Origin of the sequence: Schumannella luteola, assembly GCF_013408685.1 — a bacterium.
GTDB lineage: Bacteria > Actinomycetota > Actinomycetes > Actinomycetales > Microbacteriaceae > Schumannella > Schumannella luteola.
The window spans coordinates 3,052,201-3,071,138 of record NZ_JACBZY010000001.1; the positions used below are offsets into that span (position 1 = coordinate 3,052,201).

The following is an 18,938-nucleotide window of genomic DNA, read 5'->3' on the forward strand; positions in this document are numbered from 1 at the left end:
CCGGCCCGCCCGTCAGGCGTTCGGCCCCCCGGTCGGGTCGGCTCCCGCATCGTGGTCACGGTCGCCTCCCTCGAGCTGACTGCGCGCCGCCTCCGCGAAGCGTCGCCCGCGGTCGGCGTAGTCGGTGAACTGGTCCATCGATGCCGCCGACGGCGCCAGCAGCACGACGTCGCCGTCCTGTGCCAGAGCCGCCGCCGCGCGGACCGCGGCGGGCATCACGGAGTCAGTCTGCGGCTCGTCGACCTCGACCAGCCGCACGCCGGGCGCGTGTCGCGCGAACGCGTCCACGACCGCCGCGCGGTCGACGCCGATCACGACCGCGCCGCGCAGCCGCGCGGCGTGCTTCTCGACCAGCGGGGCGATGTCGATGCCCTTGAGCAGCCCGCCGACGACCCAGACGACCGAGCCGAAGGAGCTCAGCGACGAGTTCGCGGCGTGCGCGTTGGTGGCCTTCGAGTCGTCGATCCAGATCACGCCGCCGGCCTCGTGCACGCGCTCGGTGCGGTGCGGCGAGAGACGGAAGGCGCGGATGCCCTCGCGCACCTGCGCGGGCGTCGCGCCGGCGGCGCGGGCGAGCGCCGCGGCGGCGAGCACGTTCTGCGCCATGTGCGGCGACGCGAGACCCGATTCGCGCAGGTCGTCGAGGGTCGCGATCTCGAGTGCGCTCGTGCGGCGCTCCTCGAGGAACGCGCGGTCGACCAGCACGCCCTCGACGATGCCGAGGTCGGAGGGGCCGGGGATGCCGAGGCCGAATCCGATCGCGCGCGCGCCGTCCTGCACCTCCGCGTCCTCGACCATCTCGCGGGTCGCGAGGTCGGTGACGTTGTACACGCAGGCGAGCTTCGTGCGCGTGTAGACCTTCGCCTTCGCGTCGCGGTAGGCCTGAGCCGAGCCGTGCCAGATCAGGTGGTCGTCGGCGAGGTTCAGGCAGACGCTCGCGAGGGGGGCGATCTCGCCGCCCTCGTTGCGGTCGAACCAGTGCAGCTGGTGACTGGAGAGCTCGACGACGAGCACATCGAAGCCCTCGGGGTCGCGCACCGCATCCAGCACCGGGATGCCGATGTTGCCCGCCGGCGCGGCCTTGAGACCCGCGGCGACCAGCATCGTCGCCGTCAGCTCGGTCGTCGTCGTCTTGCCGTTGGTGCCGGTGATCGCGATCCACTCGGCCGCGCGCACCTTGTCGCGCACCCGCCAGGCGAGCTCGATGTCGCCCCAGATCGGGATGCCGTGGCGCTCAGCCCAGGCGAGCAGCGGATGCACGGGCGGGTACCCGGGCGACACGACGATCAGCTCGGGGTCGAAGTCCTCGAGGGCGGTCGGCACGGCGCGGTCATCCGGTGCGGGGATGAAGCGCACGCCGATCACATCGAGCAGCTGCAGGTGCTCATCCGAGCCGTGCGCGGCCGCGACGACGACCTCCGAGCCGAGCTCGGCGAGCGTGTCGGCGACCGAGAAGCCGGTGACGCCGAGCCCGAGCACCGCGACGCGGAGCCCCGTCCAGTCGGAGTTCCAGCTGGTGAGCTCCGCGAGGTCGCGGGTCATCGACTGACCCACTCCAGGTAGAACAGGCCGACGCCGGCCGCCACGAAGAGTCCGGCGATGATCCAGAAGCGCACGACGACCGTGACCTCCGCCCATCCCTTCAGCTCGAAGTGATGGTGCAGCGGCGACATCAGGAAGATGCGTTTGCCCTTGGTGATCTTGAAGTAGGCGCGTTGCACGACGACCGAGCCGGTCACGATGACGAACAGACCGCCGAGCAGCACGAGCAGCATCTCGGTGCGGGTCAGGATCGCGAGACCGGCGATCGCGCCGCCGAGGCCGAGCGAGCCGGTGTCGCCCATGAAGATCTGCGCGGGCGAGGTGTTCCACCAGAGGAAGCCGATGAGGCTGCCGACGATCGCCGCCGCCACGACCGCGAGGTCGAGCGGATCGCGCACCTCGTAGCACTTGTAGAGCACGGTGTCGTCGACGTTCGGGTTGAAGCACCACTGGTTGAACTGCCAGAAGCCGATCAGCAGGTAGCCCGAGATGGTGAGGATCGCGGCGCCGGTCGCGAGGCCGTCGAGGCCGTCGGCGACGTTGACGCCGTTCGAGGCGCTGACGACGATCACGTTCGTCCAGATGACGAAGGCGATGACCGCGCCGACGGTGCCGAAGATCGCGAGGTCGAGCCAGTCGATGTCGCGGATGAACGACAGCTGGGTCGAGGCGGCGGTCAGGCCGTGCTCGTCCTTGACGACGACGAGGGCGAGCACCGCGAAGATGATGCCGACGATCACCTGACCGGCGATCTTCGCCCAGCCGCCGAGGCCGAGGCTGCGCTGCTTGCGCGTCTTGAGGAAGTCGTCGACGAAGCCGACGAGTCCGAGGCCGAACATGAGCAGCAGCACCATGAGCCCGACGAAGGTCATCGGCTCGCGCGCCACCAGGTGCCCGACGAGGTAGCCGAGTCCGGAGCCGAGGATGAAGACGATGCCGCCCATCGTGGGCGTGCCCTTCTTCGTGTGGTGGCTCTGAGGTCCGTCGTCGCGGATGAACTGGCCCCAGCCGACCTTGCGGAAGAGGCGGATGAAGAGCGGGGTGCCGAACAGCGTGAACAGCATGCCGAACCCGCCGGCGACGAGCAGCGCGATCATGCGGAGACCTCCTCGACGCCGCCGAGACGATCGCCCAGGAAGCGCAGTCCTGCCGACTTCGACGACTTCACGAGCACGACATCACCCGACCGGAGCAGTCCACGAAGCACATCGTAGGCGGCGTCGGCATCGTCGACGAGGATCGACTCCCCGTCCCACGAGCCCTCGAGCCCGGCGGCGTTGTGGATGTGGCGGGCGCTCTGGCCGACGACCACCAGCTGGCGGATGTCGAGCCTCACGGCGAGACGCCCGATGCGGTCGTGCTCCTCGTCGGCGTACTCCCCCAGCTCCGCCATCTCGCCGAGCACGGCGATCGAGCGGCGCCCCTCGGCGGCGGCGAGCTGCGCGAGGGTCTTGAGCGCGGCGGCCGTGGAGTCGGGGCTCGCGTTGTAGGCGTCGTTGATGACGGTCACGCCGTCGCCCGGCTCGAGCAGCTCCATGCGCCAGCGCTCGGCGCGCGGCACCTGCTCGATCGCGGCGATGGCCGCGGCCCGGGGCACGCCGAGCTCGCGCGCGACCGTCAGCGCGGCGAGGGCGTTGTAGACGTGGTGCTCGCCGAGGATGCGCAGGATCACCGGGGTGCGCTCGTCGTCGGCGACGTAGGTGAAGGCGGTGCCGCTCGGACGCAGCTCGACGTCCTCGGCGCGCACCTCGGCGCCGCCGAGGCCGAAGGTGATGACGCGCGCGGCGGTCACCTCGCGCATCGCGATCACGCGGGGGTCGTCGGCGTTGAGCACGGCGGCCGCGGTGGCGGGCAGCTCGGTGACGATCTCCGACTTAGCGCGCTGGGTCTGCTCGATGCCGCCGAACTCGCCCGCGTGCGCGAGGCCCACCTTGAGCACGACCGACACGTCGGGCGTGACGATGCCCACCAGCCGGGCGATCTCGCCGACGCCGGCCGCGCCCATCTCGACGATGAGGAACTCGCTGTCGTCGTCGACGCGCAGCATCGACACCGGGGCGCCGACGTGGTTGTTGAACGAGCCGGGCGGGGCCACGGTCGGTCCCTGCGCGCTCAGCACGGCGCGCAGCAGGTTCTTGGTGGTGGTCTTGCCGTTCGAGCCGGTGATGCCGACGACCTTGAGCCGGCCGTGCGCGCGCACCCGGGCCACGACCTCGCGGGCGAGGTCGGCGAGGGCGAGCACGCCGTTCGCGACGACGATCTGCGGCGTGCCGAGCTCGAGCTCGCGCTCGGTCACGATCAGCGCGGCTCCGGCATCCACGGCGCCCGCCGCGAAGCGGTGGCCGTCGGTGACCTCGCCGGGCAGGGCGAAGAAGATCGACCCGGCGCCGACGAGACGCGAATCCGTCTCGACCTGGCCCCCGACGGTCGTGTCGGCATCCAGACCGCGCGCGGCGGCGTCGGCCGGCAGCACGAGGCGTCCGCCGAGGATCCGCTCGATCTCGGCCAGCGTCAGCCGGATCACTCCCAGCCCGCCTCACGCAGGGCCGCGCGGGCCTCGTCGCGCGCCGAGTACTCGGTGCGCACGCCGCGGATGTCGCGGTAGTCCTGGTGGCCGGGGCCGGCCCAGAGGATCGAGTCGCCCTCCTTGGCCAGGTTCACGGCCGCGCGGATGGCCGCCTCCGGCGGGCTCACCTCGAGCGTCTGCTCCGGCTGGTGCTCGGCCAGGGCCGCGCCCTCGAGCAGGGTGGCCCGGATCGAGGTCGGGTCCTCGAAGCGCGGGTGGTGGTCGGTGATGACGAGGATGTCGCTGCCCTCGGCCGCGACGCGCCCCATCTCGTGACGCTTCGTGGCATCCCGGTCGCCGTCGGCGCCGAAGACCATGATCGTGCGGCCGGTCGTGAACTTGCGCACGGCGGCGAGGGTGTTCTCGAAGGCGTCGGGGCTGTGGCCGAAGTCGACGTACACGCTCGGGCCGCGGTCGCCCGAGACGCGCTCGGTGCGACCGGGCAGGTAGGCGCGGATGCCGCCGTCGGCGTCGAGCGCCTGGCCGATCGCCTCCAGCTCGAAGCCCGCCTCGACGAGCATGACGATCGCGAGCCCGGCGTTGGCGGCCATGTGCCAGCCGATCAGCGGAACCGAGGTCTCGAGCGTGCGGCCCTCGGGGCCGGTCAGCCGGAAGCCGGTGCGCTCGGCGCTCTCCTCGGTGATCTCGACGCGCCACTCGGCCTCGACCTCAGGCAGGGCCGAGATCGTCGTCACCGGGATGCGCGACTCCTCGACGACGCGGGCGCCCCAGGCGGTGTCGAGCGACACGACGCCGCGCTTGGCGCGGTCGGGGTCGAACAGCGGGAGCTTCGCGCGGAAGTACTCCTCCATGTCGGCGTAGTCGTCGAGGTGGTCGTGGCTGAGGTTCGTGAACGCGACGACGTCGAAGACGATGCCGTCGACGCGGTTCCAGGTGAGGGCCTGCGCGCTCACCTCGAGGGCGACGGCACGCACGCCGGCCTCGCGCATCCGCGCCAGCAGGGCGTGCATCTCGCTCGCCTCGGGCGTGGTCAGGCGGCTGACGACCGTGAGGTCGCCGATGTGCCGCTCGGAGGTCGAGCTGAGCCCGGTCATGAGGCCGAGCTGCTTGAGGATGCCCTCGAGGATGTACGAGGTCGAGGTCTTGCCGTTCGTGCCGGTCGTGCCGAAGATCAGCGGCGAGTCCTCGCGGGTGCGGTACACCCAGTTCGACAGCTCGCCGAGGGCCTCGCGCGGGTTCTCGACGACGATCGTCGGCAGGCCGGCGTCGGCCGAGAGCTCGGCGCCCGCGGCGTCGGTCACGATCGCGACAGCGCCGGCCGCGGCCGCGTCCGCCGCGTAGCTCGCCCCGTGGGCCTTCGCACCGCGCAGACCCACGTAGAGGTCGCCGGGGCGGACTTCCGTCGAGTTGAGCGTGATCCCGGTGACCTCGACGCCGTCGGCCGAGCCGCGCAGGTCGAGGTCGAACTCGTCGACGAGCCGCGAGAGCGGCCGCGAGGCGGGGTGCTCAGGACGGAGAACCGGAGGGATCCGAGAACTCACGCTGGCTGACTTCCTTCCGATGGGGCGCCGCCGGGGTGCCCGCTCACCACTCGGTCGGAGTGTCGGGCGTCGCCGTGGTGGACGGCTGGACCCGGTAGGTCTTGATGACCTGCTTCATGATCGCAGCGAAAGCGGGGGCCGCTGCGGCCGAAGTCTTGATCTTAGTCGGCAGGCCGAGGGTCACGATAACCGCGTAGTTCGGGTCGTCGACCTTGAGCAGACCCGCGACCGAGACGATGCGGTCGCTGCCGTACTTGCCGTCGGCGCCGCCGACCTGGGCGGTTCCCGTCTTCGCCGCGATGCGGTAGCCGGGGATCGAGATCGTGCTCTTCAGCGGCCCCTTGGATGCGACGGTCTCCATCGCGAGCAGCGTCTGCTGGGCGGCGTAGTCGCTCACGACGCGCGTGGAGGTCGGGGTCGGGACCTCGGTCACGGTGCCGTCGCTGTGCTGGCATCCCTCGACCAGGCTGAGCGGCACGGTCACGCCGTTGTTGCCGAGGGTCTGGTAGAGGCTCGCCATCTGCGCCGAGGTGACGCTGATGGCCTGACCGAACTGCTGCGCCTTGTTCGAGATCGGGTCGAGGCCGACCGGATTCTGCACCGTGCCCGACTCCTCGCCGAGGAATCCGACGCCGGTCTTCGTGCCGAAGCCGAACTTCTTGAGGTACTCGGTGCGCTTGGGCAGCGAGAGCTTCTCGCTGATCATCGAGACGCCGACGTTCGACGACTGCTCGATGATGCCGGCGACCGTCCAGTGCATGTCGCCGTGGGCGAAGACGTCGCCGATCTTCGATCCGGCGGGGAGCCCGTTCGTGTACCAGCCGGGCACCGTGTACTTGTCGGTGATCTGCAGCACGCCCGCGTCGATGAGCGAGGCGACCGTGGCCGGCTTCATGATCGAGCCCGGCTCGTAGGGCGCGGTGAAGAAGCGCGAGCCGCTCGACTCGGCCGGAACCGAGTTGAGATCGTTCGGGTCGATGCTCGGGTAGTCGGCCGCGACCACGAGCTTGCCGGTGCGCACGTCGACGACCGCCGCGGTCGCCCACTGGGCGCCCATCGCCTGCGCCTGCGCGGCGATGGTCTGCTGGGCGAAGTACTGCAGGTCGGAGTCGATCGTCAGCTTCAGCGTGCCGCCGTCGACGGCCTGCTTCGTGGTCACGGTGCTGCCCGGCATCCGCACGCCGTCGCGGCTCACCTCGTAAGTCTGGGTGCCGTCGGTGCCGGTGAGGCAGGTGTCGTACGACTTCTCCAGGCCGGCGAGGGCGCCGTCGGTTCCGAGGAAGCCGACGAGGTTGCCCGCGACGGCGCCGTTCGGGTAGGTGCGGGCGGGATGCGGCTGGTCCCACACCCACGGGATGCCGAGCGCCTTGACCTTGTTGAACACGTCGAGCTTCACGCCCTTGACGAGGTAGGCGAAGTTCGAGGTCGGATCCTTGCTCAGGTCCTCGTACAGCTTGTTCGTGTCGGAGCCGGTGATCTCGGCGATCTCGCCGAGCGCATCCATGACCGACACGTGCTCCTTGGTGACCGTGCCGTCCTTGGCCTTCTTGCTGCGCACGAAGCCGTCGACGACGACGTCCTTCGGCGAGGCGGTGATGTCCCAGCGCTCGACGCTGTCGGCCAGCACGACGCCGTTCGCGTCGACGATCGAGCCGCGCGTGCCCCAGACCTTCGTGACGGCGGTCTGCTTGCTCGCGGAGGCCTTGTTCAGCTCGGCGGCGCGCACGACCTGGAAGTCGAACAGCCGCACTCCGAAGACCGCGACGATCGCGAAGACGACGATCATCGCGACGGCATGACGGCGACGCGTGCTGCGGCTGTGCTGACTGCGGCTGTGGTGGCTGCGCACGCTGCTCCCTGGTTGCGAGTCGGTCTGGTGGTCAGCGGGTGGTCGGAGCGGGGATGACGTTCTCCGCTCCGGACGCTACGTCGCCCGATCCGGTGCCGGCGCCCGACGCGCCGGAGGTGGGATCTGCCCCGGTCGTGGTGCCGCCGTCGAAGCCCTGCGTCGGGTCTTCGGTGTGCTGTCCGGCGGCCGCGGCGTCGGCCGCGGCGCGGGCGGCGGCGATCGCGGCGGGGTCGACCGCCTTCGAGCCGGTGAGCAGCGAGTTGCCGATGAGGTTCCCGCCGCCGGTGATGCTGCCGCCGTCGGGCGTCGCGGTTCCGCTGACCCGGCCGTTCGCGACGTCGAGGAACACCGGGTTGCCGCTCGCGACCATGCCGAGCGCCTCGGCGTTCTGCGTCAGGTTCTGCGTGGAGCCGAGCACCTCGAGCTTCTCGTTCAGCGCCTTGCGCTCCTGCCCGAGCTGCTTCTGCTTCGTCTGCAGCGACGAGATCTCGTAGGCGCCGTCGGCCGTCACGATGCTCATCAGCAGCTGCGCGATGAGGATGACGCCGATGCCGGCGATGACCGCGAGGGCGTAGACGACCCGCGGGCGGGCGCGCTTCTGCGCCCGCGACGCGGCGATCTCGAGGTGCGGACGCTGCTCGCGCTGCTCCTCGCGGGAGCGCTCGCGCGGTCGAGCGACCGCTGCTGCCAGGTTGCTCATGCCGACTCCGTGATCCGCTCTGCTGCGCGCAGCCGCACGGACGCGGCTCGCGGGTTGATGTCCTTCTCGTCGTCGCTCGCCAGCTCGGCGCCGCGCACCAGCAGTCGGAACTGCGGGCGGTGCTCGGGCAGCTCCACCGGCAGGCCGCGCGGGGCGGTCGAGGTGGTGCGGGCGGTGAACTCGCGCTTGACGATGCGGTCCTCGAGCGAGTGGTAGGCGAGCACGACCATGCGCCCACCCGGCTCGAGGGCGTCGAGTCCCGCGGGGATGGCCTGCTCGACGCCGTCGAGCTCGCCGTTGACCTCGATGCGCAGCGCCTGGAAGACCCGCTTGGCCGGGTGACCGCTGCGCTCGCGCTGCACCGCCGCGGGGGTGGCGTCGATCAGCAGCTGCACGAGCTCGGCCGAGGTCGTCAGCGGCGATTCCTGGCGTCGCTCGACGATGCGGCGCGCATAGCGTGACGCGAGCTTCTCCTCGCCGTACTGCTGGAAGATGCGGCGCAGTGCGCCCTCGTCGTACTCGGCGAGCACCTTCGCGGCCGTGAGCTCGGCGGTGGAGTCCATGCGCATGTCGAGCGGCGCATCCTGCGAGTAGGCGAAGCCGCGCTCGGCGCGGTCGAGCTGCATGGACGAGACGCCGAGGTCGAAGAGGAAGCCGGAGACCTTCTCGATGCCGAGCGAGTCGAGGGCATCGCGCAGGTGGTGGTACTCGGTGTGCACGAGGTCGAGGCGGTCGGAGAAGCGCGCGAGGCGCTCGCCGGCGAGACGCTGCGCCTCGGTGTCGCGGTCGAGGCCGACGAGGTGCAGCTTCGGGAAGCGCTCGAGGAAGGCCTCGGCGTGACCGCCGAGGCCGAGGGTCGCGTCGACGAGCACCGCGCCGTCGTGGTCGAGGGCGGGGGCGAGCAGCTCGATGCAGCGCTCGAGCAGGACGGGGATGTGGATCTGGTCGTGTGCCATGAGATCTCGGGCTGTGATCCTCGGGCCTGATCCCCATCCGCTGCCGCCTGCCCCCGGGGAAGTTGGGGCAGGGAGCGCGGCTGAGGGTCGGGCCCGAGGAGCATCAGAAGAGCCCGGGGATCACCTCCTCGTCGGCGTCGGCGAACGCGGCCTCGGTGGCGGCGGTGTAGTCGTTCCAGGCGCTGGTGCTCCAGATCTCGGCGCGGCTTCCTGCACCGATGACGGTGAGGTCGCGGTCGAGGCCGGCGTACTCGCGCAGCAGTGGCGGGATCGTGATGCGGCGCTGCTTGTCGGGGATCTCCTGGCTCGCGCCGGAGAGGAAGAGGCGCAGGAAGTCGCGGGTGCGCTTGCTGCCGGTGGAGGCCTGACGCATCTGCTCGTGCACGTTCTCGAACTCGCGCTGGCTGTACATGAAGACCGCGCGCTCCTGGCCGCGCGTCAGCACGACGCCGCCGGAGAACTCATCCCAGAACTTGGCGGGCAGGATGATGCGCCCTTTGTCGTCGAGCTTGGGTGCGAACGTGCCGAGCAGCATGTCGTCCCCCTCTCGCGCCGGCCTGCTCCTAGTTCCTCCACTTTACTCCACGAACCTCCACGAACAAGCGAGAATCGCGCTTCGACACTCCCCTATTCGCGGTTCAAGCCCGTCTTTTCAGGGTTAGCACGCAGTGGTGGGATGTGGAGGAGTTTTCGCGGTCACAGCCGATTCCGAGCCGCGCCGGCGGCGCGCAGGGCGCCCGAGAGCGCCGACTCCGCTCGCGGCGATGCCCGTCGTCCCCGGAATCCCGGGCCGGGCGCACAAAAAAGAGGCCGACCCGAAGGTCGGCCTCGTGAGGTGGGAGTGAAGTGGAGGAGCCGGGCTACGCGTCCCGGTCGCCGTCGCGGCGGTGCTCGAAGCGCTCGCCGAGATCGTGCAGCAGTCCGCTGTCGCGGACCGGCTTGGGCGCCGACTGGCGCAGGAAGCGCTTCGGCGGAGAGATGGCGAACAGCGCCCCGCCGAACATGAAGACGAAGCCGGCCGCGCCGATGATCGGCTGACGCGTCGCGACGCCGACGATGAGGAGCCCGATGCCGACGACGGCCGCGATCACGCCGAGGGCGATGATGGCGACGCCCGGTCGCGAGCGCCCCGTGCCGACCGTCGCCACGAAGTCGGCGTCGTTCTGGTAGAGGTTGCGCTCCATCTCGTCGAGGAGTCGCTGCTCCTGCTCGGACAGTGGCATCTCGGTCGCCTTTCGTCGGGCCCACAACCGGCTCGCCGGCGTGCGTGTCGGAGCCTCATTCTAAGCTCGCCGCCCCCGGTAGGCTAGGCGAGTGGCTGGGAGTTTGCGCTTTGTCGATCTGGTGCAGAACCGGCTCGACGATCTGCTCGCCGATCGGGGCTCGGCGCTCACGCGCATCTCCCCCGATCTCGACGATCTGACGAGGGTCGCCCGCGACCTGCTCGGCGGCGGGAAGCGCTTCCGCGCGCTGTTCTGCTACTGGGGATGGCAGGCCGTCGCCGGCCGCGAGCGGGAGGCCGACCTGCTGCCCGACGCGGACGACTCGCTCGATCTCGCCCCGATCACCGCCGCGGCCTCCGCCCTCGAGATCTTCCACGCCGCCGCGCTCGTGCACGACGACATCATGGACAACTCCGACCTCCGTCGCGGCCGCCCCTCCACCCACCGGCGACTCGAGGCCGTGCACCGCGAGCGCGGGCTGCGCGGCGACGCCGAGCGCTACGGGATGTCGGGCGCGCTGCTGCTCGGCGATCTGCTGCTCGGCTGGAGCGATGAGCTGCTCGACGACGGACTGCGTGACGTGCCCCTCGAGCACGCCAGGGCGACGCGCGACGAGTTCGCTGTCATGCGCACGGAGGTCACGGCCGGGCAGTACCTCGACATCCTCGAGGAGTCGTCGTGGCATCTGCACGGCGACGACGAGCAGCTGCGCCGCGCGCAGCGCGTCGTGCTCTACAAGTCGGCGAAGTACAGCGTCGAGGCCCCGCTCGTGATCGGCGCCTCGATCGCCGGCGCCGACGCCGATCAGATCGGCGCGCTGCGCGGCTTCGGCGTGCCGCTCGGCATCGCGTTCCAGCTGCGTGACGACCTGCTCGGCGTCTTCGGCGACCCGGAGGTCACCGGCAAGCCCTCGGGCGACGACCTGCGCGAGGGCAAGCGCACCGTGCTGATCGCGCTCGCGCGCGAATCGCTCTCCGGCTCGGCGCGCAACCTGCTCGACGAGCTGCTGGGCGATCCGGAGCTCGATGACGAGCAGATCCGGATGCTGCAGTCGACGATCCGGGCGAGCGGCGCGGTCGATCAGCTCGAGGGCGTCATCCGCCGCGAGGTCGAGCGGGCGACCTCGGCGCTCGATGCCGCCCCGCTGACGCGCTCGGCACGGGCCGAGCTGCTGCGCCTCGCCGACGCGGTGACGCGCCGCGAGGCCTGAGCGACTCGATTCAGGCGAGCGCCTGAGCGACCCGGCGCACCTCGGCCTTGCGGCCCGCGAGCAGCGCGTCGATCGGTGCGACGCCGAGGCTGTCCTCCGTCGCGAGCAGCCAGTCGATCGCCTCGTCGTCATCGAAGCCGATGTCGGCCAGCAGCGTCGCGGTGCCGCGCAGCTCGCTCAGCGGCTCGCCGTCGCGCACGAACACGGCGGGCACCCGCAGCACGCCGTCGCGACGCGTGCCGAGCAGCACGCGCTCCTCGATCAGGCGGCGCACCCGCCCCTGCGGGATGCCGAGGATCTCGACGAGATCGGGAACGGTCAGCCAGGCGGTCGCAGAGGTGTCGCTCACCGCACCACTCTCGCACCTCGCGCGCGCGTCGAGGAATCCGCGCGGCACGACGCTCGAGTCACATGAGTCACATCCATCACACCCGCCACTCTGATTGACTCTGTGTGACATCTGTGTCAGCGTGAACCGATGCGCTCTCAGCGCGGATGAAGGCAGAGCCACCGCCCTCGGGGGTGGGAACGGGGTGACTGATGACCGGAGACAACGAAGCGCGCACAGCGACCGGATCGCTGCTCGCCGCGCTGAAGGCGACCGCCGCCCGTCGCGCCGCGTCGACCGACACCGGCGCCTGGACCCGCGCGAGCCGCGTCACCGTGCCCCTCGTCGTGGCCGGCGCCCTCACCGTGTCGATGAACCTGACCGCGCCGATCCCGGCCGCGCACGCAGCGCCGAAGAAGGCCGTCAAGCCGCCGAAGAACGCGATCACCCCCGCGCCCGCCGCCGTCAAGGCCCCGGCGCTCCCCTCGGTGGCTCCCGCCTCGGCCCCCGCCAGCTACAAGGTCGCCGCGGGCGACACGGTCTCGTCGATCGCCCAGCGCTTCGGCGTCAGCACGGCGGGACTGCTCGCCGCGAACGGTCTCGGCTGGAAGTCGCTCATCTTCCCCGGGCAGGTGCTCAAGATCGGCGGGGCGACCCCGAGCACGGCGACCACGGCACCCGCCGCGGCGGCGCCCGCCGCGGGCCGCTACACGATCAAGGCCGGCGACACGGTCGGGGCGATCGCCGCCCGCTTCGGCACCACGACGCAGTCGGTGCTCAGCGCCAACGGCCTCAGCTGGACGAGCATCATCTACCCCGGCCAGACCCTCGCGATCCCGGGCGGCATCAGCGCCGTGCCGGCCTCGAACGTCACGCCCGCGCCGTCGACCGGCTCGAGCACGCCCGCCGTGCCCGCTCCCGCGACCAAGAGCTACACGATCAGGACCGGCGACACGGTCTCGTCGATCGCCGCGGCCAACGGGATCTCGGTGCAGGCGCTCATGGACGCCAACGGCCTCACCGGGTCCGCGGTCATCTTCGCCGGACGCACCCTGACCATCCCCGCGGTCACCTCGCCCGCGGTCGCGCAGGACGGCACGACCGTCACCCCGCTCAGCGCCGAGATGGCCGCGAACGCCCGCGTGATCATCCGCGTCGGCCGTGAGCTCGGCGTCTCCGACCGCGGCATCATCATCGCCCTCGCCGCCGCCATGCAGGAGTCGAGCCTGCGCAACATCGCCTACGGCGACCGGGACTCGGTCGGCCTCTTCCAGCAGCGCCCGAGCCAGAACTGGGGCGCCAAGGAGAAGCTGCTCGACACGACCTACGCCGCCCGTCTGTTCTACGGCGGCCCGAAGAACCCGAACGCCGGCATCACGCGCGGCCTGCTCGAGATCGCGGGCTGGCAGAGCATGACCCTCACGCAGGCCGCCCAGGCGGTGCAGATCTCGGCCTACCCGAACGCCTACGCGCGCTGGGAGAAGAGCGCGACGGCCTGGCTCAAGCAGCTCGGCTGAACCGGATGGGCGCCCCGCGTTGCACGAGAGCGTTCAGGATGCCCCCGCCTACACTCGGGGTGTGAGTGTGAGCACCTCCGATCCGACGATCGGCCGGCTGATCGACGGCCGGTACCAGGTTCGCTCGCGCATCGCGCGCGGCGGCATGGCCACCGTCTACCTCGCCACCGACCTGCGCCTCGAGCGCCGCGTGGCGATCAAGATCATGCACGGCCATCTGGCCGACGACAACCAGTTCAAGCAGCGCTTCATCCAGGAGGCCCGCTCGGCCGCCCGGCTGGCGCACCCGAACGTGGTGAACGTCTTCGATCAGGGCCAGGATGACGAGTCCGCCTACCTGGTCATGGAGTACCTGCCCGGCATCACCCTGCGCGACCTGCTGCACGACTACGGCGCGCTGACCTCCGAGCAGACGATCGACATCACCGAGGCCGTGCTGTCGGGGCTGTCGGCCGCGCACAAGGCCGGGATCGTGCACCGCGATCTCAAGCCCGAGAACGTGCTGCTGGCCGACGACGGCCGCATCAAGATCGGCGACTTCGGGCTCGCCCGCGCCGCGAGCGCCAACACCGCCACCGGGGCGGCGCTGCTCGGCACGATCGCCTACCTCTCCCCCGAGCTCGTGACCCGCGGCGTGGCCGACACCCGCAGCGACGTCTATGCGGTCGGCATCATGATGTACGAGATGCTCACCGGCGAGCAGCCCTTCAAGGGCGAGCAGCCGATGCAGATCGCCTACCAGCACGCCAACGACTCGGTGCCGACGCCGTCGAGCGCGAACCCGAAGGTGCCGGCCGAGCTCGACGAGCTCGTGCTCTGGGCCACCGCCCGCGATCCCGAGGAGCGCCCGCGCGACGCCCGCGCGCTGCTCGAGCAGGTGCAGGACACCGAGGCGATGCTGCAGACCGCTCTGCCCCCGGCCGGAGCGACCGCGGCGCAGAAGACCATGGTGCTGCCGGGCCCGCTCGGTGTCGCGCGCGATGCGGAGACGCAGGTGCTCGGCGCCGCCGCCGTGACGGCCGCGACGACCCGTCTGCAGCCGCCGACGCCGGAGCCCACCGCCGAGGTCAGCGACAGCACGGCCGCGCTCACCACCGTCACGAAGAAGCGCCGGCGGCGCGGCTGGATCATCGCTCTCGTCGTGGTGCTGCTCGCCGCCATCGCCGGCGGCACCGGCTGGTGGTTCGGGTTCGGACCGGGCGCGAACATCCCCGTCCCCTCCGTCGCGAAGAGCTCGGTCGCCGACGCGACCTCGACGCTGACCGCCGCCGGTCTGAAGGTCGCCGGCGAGCAGCGCCAGGTCGCCTCGCTCGATGTGCCGGCCGGCCAGGTGACCGGCACCGATCCCGCCGACGGCACGCGGGTGCCCCGTGACAGCACGGTCACCCTGCTCGTCTCCACCGGCCCCAAGCTGATCGATCTGCCCGGCCTCGTCGGCCTCGACGAGAAGGCGGCGGATGCCGTCATCGCCTCGCACTGGAGGCAGGGCGGCGACTCGGTGCGCCAGTTCACGCCCGACGCCGCGAAGGGCAGCGTCATCCAGGCACTCGGCATCGACGCGAACGGCGGCACCGTCGACCTCGCCGGCGCGACGCAGTACGGCGAGAAGCAGCCGATCTCGCTCGTGATCTCGGCCGGCCCGCTGCCCGACGTCGCCGGCAAGTCGGTCGACGAGGCGTCGAAGCTGCTGACGGATGCCGGGCTCACCGTCGGCGACTCCACGAGCGACTACAGCGAAGACGTCGACAAGGGCGACGTGGTCTCGATCGTCGCCCCCAAGAACGACGACGGCAGCGACAAGGCCGTGCGCGTCGGCGACACCGTGGGCCTGCTCGTCTCGAACGGACCTCCCCCGGTGACCGTGCCCGACGTCGTCGGCCAGACCTGGGACAAGGCGCGCAAGACGCTCGAGGCGGCCGGCTTCAAGGTGGACTACAACCACAAGGGCGCCGCCGACGTCATCCCGAACGTCTTCACCGTCACCAAGATCGACCCGACGGCCGGCACCTCTCAGCCGAAGGGCTCCACGATCAAGGTCAGTCTCGACTTCAGCGGCTGAGTCGGGCCGCGCGGCCTGACGCGCAGCCCGCAGACAGCAGAAGGGGCTCGGATCCACGGCGGATCCGAGCCCCTTCTCGGGTGCGGCGCGAGTCGTGCGTCAGGCCTGGGGCGGCGACGGGAACGCCGCCAGCTCCTCGGCCACCAGGAACGACAGCTCGAGCGACTGCATGTGGTTCAGGCGCGGGTCGCACAGCGACTCGTAGCGGGTCGCCAGCGTGGCCTCGTCGATGTGCTCCGAGCCGCCGAGGCACTCGGTCACGTCATCGCCGGTGAGCTCGACGTGGATGCCGCCGGGAACCGTCTTCGCGGCGCGGTGCGCCTCGAAGAAGCCGCGCACCTCGTCGACCACGTCGTCGAAACGGCGGGTCTTGTAGCCGTTCGGCGTCGTGATGCCGTTGCCGTGCATCGGGTCGGTGATCCACAGCGGCTGCAGCTCGAGCGACTTCGAGGCCTCGAGCAGGCCGGGCAGCGCGTCGCGGATCTTGCCGGCGCCCATGCGCGTGATGAAGGTCAAGCGGCCGGGCTCGCGGTTGGGGTCGAGCTTGTCGGCCAGCTGCTCCATCACCTCGGGCGTCGTCGACGGCCCGAGCTTCACGCCGATGGGGTTGCGGATGCGCGAGAAGTAGTCGACGTGCGCGCCGTCGAGCTCGCGGGTGCGCTCGCCGATCCAGAGGAAGTGCGCGCTCGTGTTGACGGGCGTGCCGTTGCGCGAGTCGATGCGCGTCATCGGGCGCTCGTAGTCCATGAGCAGGCCCTCGTGGCCCGTGTAGAACTCGACGCGCTTCAGCTCGTCGAAGTCGGCGCCCGCGGCCTCCATGAAGCGGATGGCGCGGTCGATCTCCTTGGCGAGGCCCTCGTAGCGCTGGTTGGCGGGGTTCTGGGCGAAGCCGCGGTTCCAGCTGTGCACCTCGCGCAGGTCGGCGAAGCCGCCCTGCGTGAAGGCGCGGATGAGGTTCAGCGTCGAGGCGGCCATGTGGTATCCCTGCACGAGACGCGAGGGGTCGGCCGTGCGCGAGGCGAGGTCGAAGGGGTAGCCGTTGACGATATCGCCGCGGTAGGCCGGCAGCGTGACGTCGCCGCGGGTCTCGTTGTCGCTCGAGCGCGGCTTCGCGAACTGTCCCGCCATGCGGCCCATCTTCACGACCGGCACCGAGGCGCCGTAGGTGAGCACGACGGCCATCTGCAGCAGCGTCTTCACGCGGTTGCGGATCTGGTCGGCGGTGGCGCCGGCGAAGGTCTCGGCGCAGTCGCCGCCCTGCAGCACGAAGGCCTCACCGCGCGCCGCGCGCGCCAGGCGGTCGCGCAGCTGGTCGATCTCGCCGGCGAACACCAGCGGCGGCAGGCTCGCGATCTCGGCGGAGGCGGCGGCGACGGCCTCGGCATCCGGCCACGCCGGCTGCTGCTTGATCGGCAGCTGACGCCAATAGTCCAGACCCTCGATCACCTGCGGATCAGCGAGCACGACGGGTTCGGACGTTTCGACCAAGGGAGTTTCCTTGCAGAGCGGGTGGGATTCGGGCGGATGCACCGGCCTCCGAGCCTATCCGCTCGCACTCCCCCACGCTGACGCCGGGAGGGAGCGCTCGTCGACGCCGCGGCGCCGATCCGGCACACCCCGGCGAAGCCCCTCAGCTCAGCTCGCTGCGGCCTTCTTCGCGGCGGCACGCGCCTCGGCGGCCTTGCGCGCGGCGGAGACGCCCGAGGCGCTCGCGCCCTTCTTCTTCGACGGGCGCTTCGAGCGCTCCTCCTTGACCGAGGAGGCGTACACATCCACGTACTCCTGGCCGCTGATGCGCGACAGCTCGTACATGATCTCGTCGGTGATCGAGCGCAGCACGAAGCGGTCGCCCTCGAGCCCCTCGAAGCGCGAGAAGTCGAGCGGCTCGCCGAACACGACGCCGATGCGGCGCACCTTGGGGATGATGCGGCCCGAGGGCATGGCCTTCTCGGTGTCGATCATGGCGACCGGGATGACCGGCACGTGCCCCTCGAGGATCATGCGCGCCACGCCCGTGCGGCCGCGGTAGAGCTTGCCGTCGGGGCTGCGGGTGCCCTCGGGGTAGATGCCGAGCTGGCCGCCGTTCGCGAGCACCTCGAGGCCGGTGTTGAGCGACGCCTCCGAGGCCTTGCCGCCGGAGCGGTCGATCGGCAGCTGGCCGATGCCGAGGAAGAACTGCTTGATGAACCAGCCCTTGATGCCGCGGCCGGTGAAGTAGTCGCTCTTCGCGAGGAAGCGGATCTGCCGGTCGACGACGATCGGCAGGAAGATCGAGTCGGCGAACGAGAGGTGGTTGCTCGCGAAGATCACGGCGCCGGTCTTGGGCACGTTGTCGAGTCCGCGCGTCCACGGGCGGAACACCGTGTACATGAAGGGACCGACGACGAGGTTCTTCAGAAACCAGTAGAACAAGAGGCGTCCTCCCGGGTCGATGCGCCGGAGGGAGTCTACCGGGCAGTCGAGGATCTCCCGGTCAGCGCCGCCGGGCGGGCCGGCTACTGAGCGTCGGCGTGCAGGCGGGCCAGGTCGGCGGCGCCGACGACGCCCGCGTCGTTCACGAGCTCGGCCACGAGGAACTGCGGCTCGGGGTGGTAGCCGCGGGCCGGCAGGTGCGCCAGGTACGCCTCGCGCACCGGGTCGAGCAGCAGGTCGCCGGCGACCGCCACTCCCCCGCCGAAGACGAAGATCTGCGGGTCGAGCACGGCGCCGAGCGAGGCGCAGGCCTGGCCGAGCCAGCCGCCGAGCTCGCGCAGCGCCGCCAGGGCGCCGGGATCGTGCGCGGCGATGAGCCCGCCGACGAGGCCGCCGTCGAGCTTGCCGCCCGCCGCCTCGGCCTCCGCCCGCGCATCCGCCAGCGGTCGACCGATGCCGCCGGCGTCGGCGATCTCGTTCGCCATGCGCAGCAGGGCGCGGCCCGAGCCGTACTGCTCGATGCAGCCGCGGGCGCCGCAGCCGCAGGGCAGACCGCCGGGCACCACGCGCAGGTGGCCGATCTCGCCGCCGGTGCCGAAGCCGCCGCGCAGCAGGCGGTCGCCGACGACGACCGCACCGCCGACGCCGGTGCCGATCGTCAGCATCGTCATGTCGCTGTAGATGCGGCCGGCGCCGAAGCGGAACTCCGCCCAGCCGGCCGCGTTCGCGTCGTTGTCGACCGTGATGTCGAGACCCGGCAGGCGCTCCTCGATCCGCGCACGCAGCGGCTCGTTGCGCCAGGCGATGTTCGGGGCGTAGTAGACGGTCGACTGCGCCGCGTCGATGAAGCCGGCCGCGGCGACGCCGGCGCCCGAGACCTCGTGACGGGAGGCCAGATCGGCGATCATCTCGACCACCACATCCACCATCGCGTCCGGGTCGTCGGCGGGGCTGGGGCGCCGCAGCTCCTCGACGATCTCGCCGAGTTCGGTCACCACCGCCCCGGCGATCTTGGTTCCGCCGATGTCGATCCCGATCGCGTGCACGAGCACCGAGTCTAGGACCGGTGAGGCT

General features: G+C 71.1%; 16 protein-coding genes. 3 read left to right on the forward strand and 13 right to left on the reverse strand.

What is annotated here, in order from left to right; all coding sequences use genetic code 11:
- Window positions 1–12 precede the first annotated feature (12 nt).
- The 9 genes from murD to BJ979_RS13930 form a co-directional block, all read right to left on the reverse strand.
- Window positions 13–1,542 carry a UDP-N-acetylmuramoyl-L-alanine--D-glutamate ligase gene (gene murD, locus BJ979_RS13890; RefSeq protein ID WP_179568743.1) on the reverse strand — a complete coding sequence of 510 codons (1,530 nt, stop codon included), beginning with the start codon at window positions 1,540–1,542 and terminating at the stop codon, window positions 13–15.
- Complete coding sequence (gene mraY / locus BJ979_RS13895) at window positions 1,539–2,639, reverse strand: phospho-N-acetylmuramoyl-pentapeptide-transferase (RefSeq protein WP_179568745.1); 1,101 nt, start codon at window positions 2,637–2,639, stop codon at window positions 1,539–1,541. Before mraY ends, murD begins: the two co-directional genes overlap by 4 nt.
- Window positions 2,636–4,066, reverse strand: coding sequence for a UDP-N-acetylmuramoyl-tripeptide--D-alanyl-D-alanine ligase (locus BJ979_RS13900; protein ID WP_179568747.1), 1,431 nt, complete (start codon window positions 4,064–4,066; stop codon window positions 2,636–2,638). Before BJ979_RS13900 ends, mraY begins: the two co-directional genes overlap by 4 nt.
- Window positions 4,063–5,610: a Mur ligase family protein gene (locus BJ979_RS13905; protein ID WP_179568749.1), complete on the reverse strand. Its 1,548-nt coding sequence runs from the start codon at window positions 5,608–5,610 to the stop codon at window positions 4,063–4,065. Before BJ979_RS13905 ends, BJ979_RS13900 begins: the two co-directional genes overlap by 4 nt.
- 43 nt (window positions 5,611–5,653) lie before the next feature.
- Window positions 5,654–7,459, reverse strand: coding sequence for a peptidoglycan D,D-transpeptidase FtsI family protein (locus BJ979_RS13910; RefSeq protein ID WP_179568751.1), 1,806 nt, complete (start codon window positions 7,457–7,459; stop codon window positions 5,654–5,656).
- A 31-nt stretch (window positions 7,460–7,490) separates the two neighbouring features.
- Window positions 7,491–8,159, reverse strand: a complete 669-nt coding sequence (gene ftsL, locus BJ979_RS13915) for a cell division protein FtsL (protein WP_179568753.1) — start codon at window positions 8,157–8,159, stop codon at window positions 7,491–7,493.
- A complete protein-coding gene (gene rsmH / locus BJ979_RS13920; RefSeq protein ID WP_179568755.1) occupies window positions 8,156–9,115 on the reverse strand; it encodes a 16S rRNA (cytosine(1402)-N(4))-methyltransferase RsmH in 960 nt (319 codons plus the stop codon). The genes ftsL and rsmH overlap by 4 nt, the downstream gene beginning before the upstream one ends.
- A gap of 103 nt (window positions 9,116–9,218) precedes the next feature.
- Window positions 9,219–9,650: a division/cell wall cluster transcriptional repressor MraZ gene (gene mraZ, locus BJ979_RS13925; protein WP_179568757.1), complete on the reverse strand. Its 432-nt coding sequence runs from the start codon at window positions 9,648–9,650 to the stop codon at window positions 9,219–9,221.
- Window positions 9,651–9,975: 325 nt separating this feature from the next.
- Complete coding sequence (locus BJ979_RS13930) at window positions 9,976–10,338, reverse strand: DUF3040 domain-containing protein (protein ID WP_179568759.1); 363 nt, start codon at window positions 10,336–10,338, stop codon at window positions 9,976–9,978.
- 91 nt (window positions 10,339–10,429) lie between these two features.
- On the opposite strand from BJ979_RS13930, the gene BJ979_RS13935 reads away from it, so the two are divergent.
- Window positions 10,430–11,548 (forward strand): polyprenyl synthetase family protein, encoded by a 1,119-nt coding sequence (locus tag BJ979_RS13935; protein WP_179568761.1) that lies wholly within the window; start codon window positions 10,430–10,432, stop codon window positions 11,546–11,548.
- A 10-nt stretch (window positions 11,549–11,558) separates the two neighbouring features.
- On the opposite strand, the gene BJ979_RS13940 is transcribed toward BJ979_RS13935, so the two are convergent.
- Window positions 11,559–11,897: an Rv2175c family DNA-binding protein gene (locus tag BJ979_RS13940; protein WP_343046713.1), complete on the reverse strand. Its 339-nt coding sequence runs from the start codon at window positions 11,895–11,897 to the stop codon at window positions 11,559–11,561.
- Between the two features lie 191 nt (window positions 11,898–12,088).
- On the opposite strand from BJ979_RS13940, the gene BJ979_RS13945 reads away from it, so the two are divergent.
- Together BJ979_RS13945 and pknB are read left to right on the forward strand one after the other, a co-directional pair.
- Window positions 12,089–13,393, forward strand: coding sequence for a LysM peptidoglycan-binding domain-containing protein (locus BJ979_RS13945; protein WP_179568765.1), 1,305 nt, complete (start codon window positions 12,089–12,091; stop codon window positions 13,391–13,393).
- 61 nt (window positions 13,394–13,454) lie between these two features.
- Window positions 13,455–15,452, forward strand: coding sequence for a Stk1 family PASTA domain-containing Ser/Thr kinase (gene pknB, locus BJ979_RS13950; protein ID WP_179568767.1), 1,998 nt, complete (start codon window positions 13,455–13,457; stop codon window positions 15,450–15,452).
- A gap of 99 nt (window positions 15,453–15,551) precedes the next feature.
- On the opposite strand, the gene BJ979_RS13955 is transcribed toward pknB, so the two are convergent.
- The 3 genes from BJ979_RS13955 to BJ979_RS13965 all read right to left on the reverse strand — a co-directional run bounded on the left by BJ979_RS13955 (window position 15,552) and on the right by BJ979_RS13965 (window position 18,910).
- Entirely contained in the window at window positions 15,552–16,940 is a 1,389-nt protein-coding gene (locus tag BJ979_RS13955) for a class II 3-deoxy-7-phosphoheptulonate synthase (protein WP_218853502.1), read from the reverse strand.
- Window positions 16,941–17,087: 147 nt separating this feature from the next.
- Window positions 17,088–17,864, reverse strand: a complete 777-nt coding sequence (locus BJ979_RS13960; RefSeq protein WP_179568769.1) for a lysophospholipid acyltransferase family protein — start codon at window positions 17,862–17,864, stop codon at window positions 17,088–17,090.
- Window positions 17,865–17,947: 83 nt separating this feature from the next.
- On the reverse strand, window positions 17,948–18,910 hold the full coding sequence (locus BJ979_RS13965) for an ROK family protein (RefSeq protein ID WP_179568771.1): 963 nt from the start codon (window positions 18,908–18,910) through the stop codon (window positions 17,948–17,950).
- Window positions 18,911–18,938: the final 28 nt, after the last annotated feature.

What these genes read in the sequence shown, in the direction of transcription:
- mraY (WP_179568745.1), bottom strand. Translation starts at nt 2,639, where the DNA reads ATGATCGCGCTGCTCGTCGCCGGCGGGTTCGGCATGCTGTTCACGCTG.
- BJ979_RS13945 (WP_179568765.1), top strand. Translation starts at nt 12,089, where the DNA reads ATGACCGGAGACAACGAAGCGCGCACAGCGACCGGATCGCTGCTCGCC.
- murD (WP_179568743.1), bottom strand. Translation starts at nt 1,542, where the DNA reads ATGACCCGCGACCTCGCGGAGCTCACCAGCTGGAACTCCGACTGGACG.
- mraZ (WP_179568757.1), bottom strand. Translation starts at nt 9,650, where the DNA reads ATGCTGCTCGGCACGTTCGCACCCAAGCTCGACGACAAAGGGCGCATC.
- ftsL (WP_179568753.1), bottom strand. Translation starts at nt 8,159, where the DNA reads ATGAGCAACCTGGCAGCAGCGGTCGCTCGACCGCGCGAGCGCTCCCGC.
- BJ979_RS13930 (WP_179568759.1), bottom strand. Translation starts at nt 10,338, where the DNA reads ATGCCACTGTCCGAGCAGGAGCAGCGACTCCTCGACGAGATGGAGCGC.
- rsmH (WP_179568755.1), bottom strand. Translation starts at nt 9,115, where the DNA reads ATGGCACACGACCAGATCCACATCCCCGTCCTGCTCGAGCGCTGCATC.